The following is an 811-nucleotide window of genomic DNA, read 5'->3' as shown; positions in this document are numbered from 1 at the left end:
TCAGCGAACCCAGCTAGGGAGATGGCCTTCTGTAGCACGGAGCGGAAGGGGTCCTCCATAGCCTCGCCGCACTTCGCAGCGAACTCCGGGTCCCGCGCCTGCTCAGCCCTCAGTGCGGTGGTGGCAGTCTTACCAGTGATGAGGAAGCAGATATCCTGGCCTGACATGCCCATCTGGTAGTACTCAATCACCCGGCGCTGTGTCTCGGGGTTCTGAAAGCGTCTCACTTCGCCCGCCGCTTGGTGCGGTCCAGCTGGAGCACGTTGTCCACGGCTGGGCGAGTTGCTTCTTCCTGGATCTGCCGCATGGCCTCGGTGAACACCACGTCCAGCACCTTGATCGATGCGGTGATCACGGCTTTGGTGTGGGCTGACTCGGGGCTGGTCTCCCAGGTAGGGAAGACTTTGGTGAGCACACTTCGTGCCCGGGTGGAGTAGTCCTCGTCGGGATGCACGTCCTTGATGAAGACGTTGCAGACGTAGGTGAACTCCTTGGCCAGGGCCACTGCCCCCTCAAGGGTGTACTTCTCTTGTTCCGTCAGGTGGTCGGTGTCGAACTGCACGGCGTGGCTAGCTCCCTGCTAGGTAGGGGATGAGGGTGAGGGGTAGGACCCAGAACAGGCCCCAGTACATGAGGGCATCCTTCATGGGTCTCGCCTCGTAGGTGTGTGCGAGACCAGGTGGAACTCCTTGTCCCCACTGGGGGTGCTGAGTACGTGGTACTCGAGCCAGCGGTGCATCCGGGCAGATGTGAAGACGTGGATCACGTCACCTGGTCGGGCGTGGGTCTTGGCATAGAACCAATCCTGGTT

The 811-nt window shown here is 61.2% G+C and carries 2 protein-coding genes; both read right to left on the bottom strand.

Going from position 1 to position 811, the window contains the following annotated elements; translation table 11 throughout:
- Positions 1 to 223: 223 nt before the first annotated feature.
- A complete protein-coding gene (locus GY937_16815) occupies positions 224 to 562 on the bottom strand; it encodes a hypothetical protein (protein MCP5058367.1) in 339 nt (112 codons plus the stop codon).
- Positions 563 to 643: 81 nt separating this feature from the next.
- Positions 644 to 811 (bottom strand): hypothetical protein (locus GY937_16810; GenBank protein MCP5058366.1); only part of this gene is annotated, 168 nt, incomplete at its 5' end.

The sequence above is a fragment of the bacterium genome (assembly GCA_024228115.1).
Classification (GTDB): Bacteria; Myxococcota_A; UBA9160; order UBA9160; family UBA6930.
This window is presented reverse-complemented; position numbering and strand designations above follow the sequence as displayed.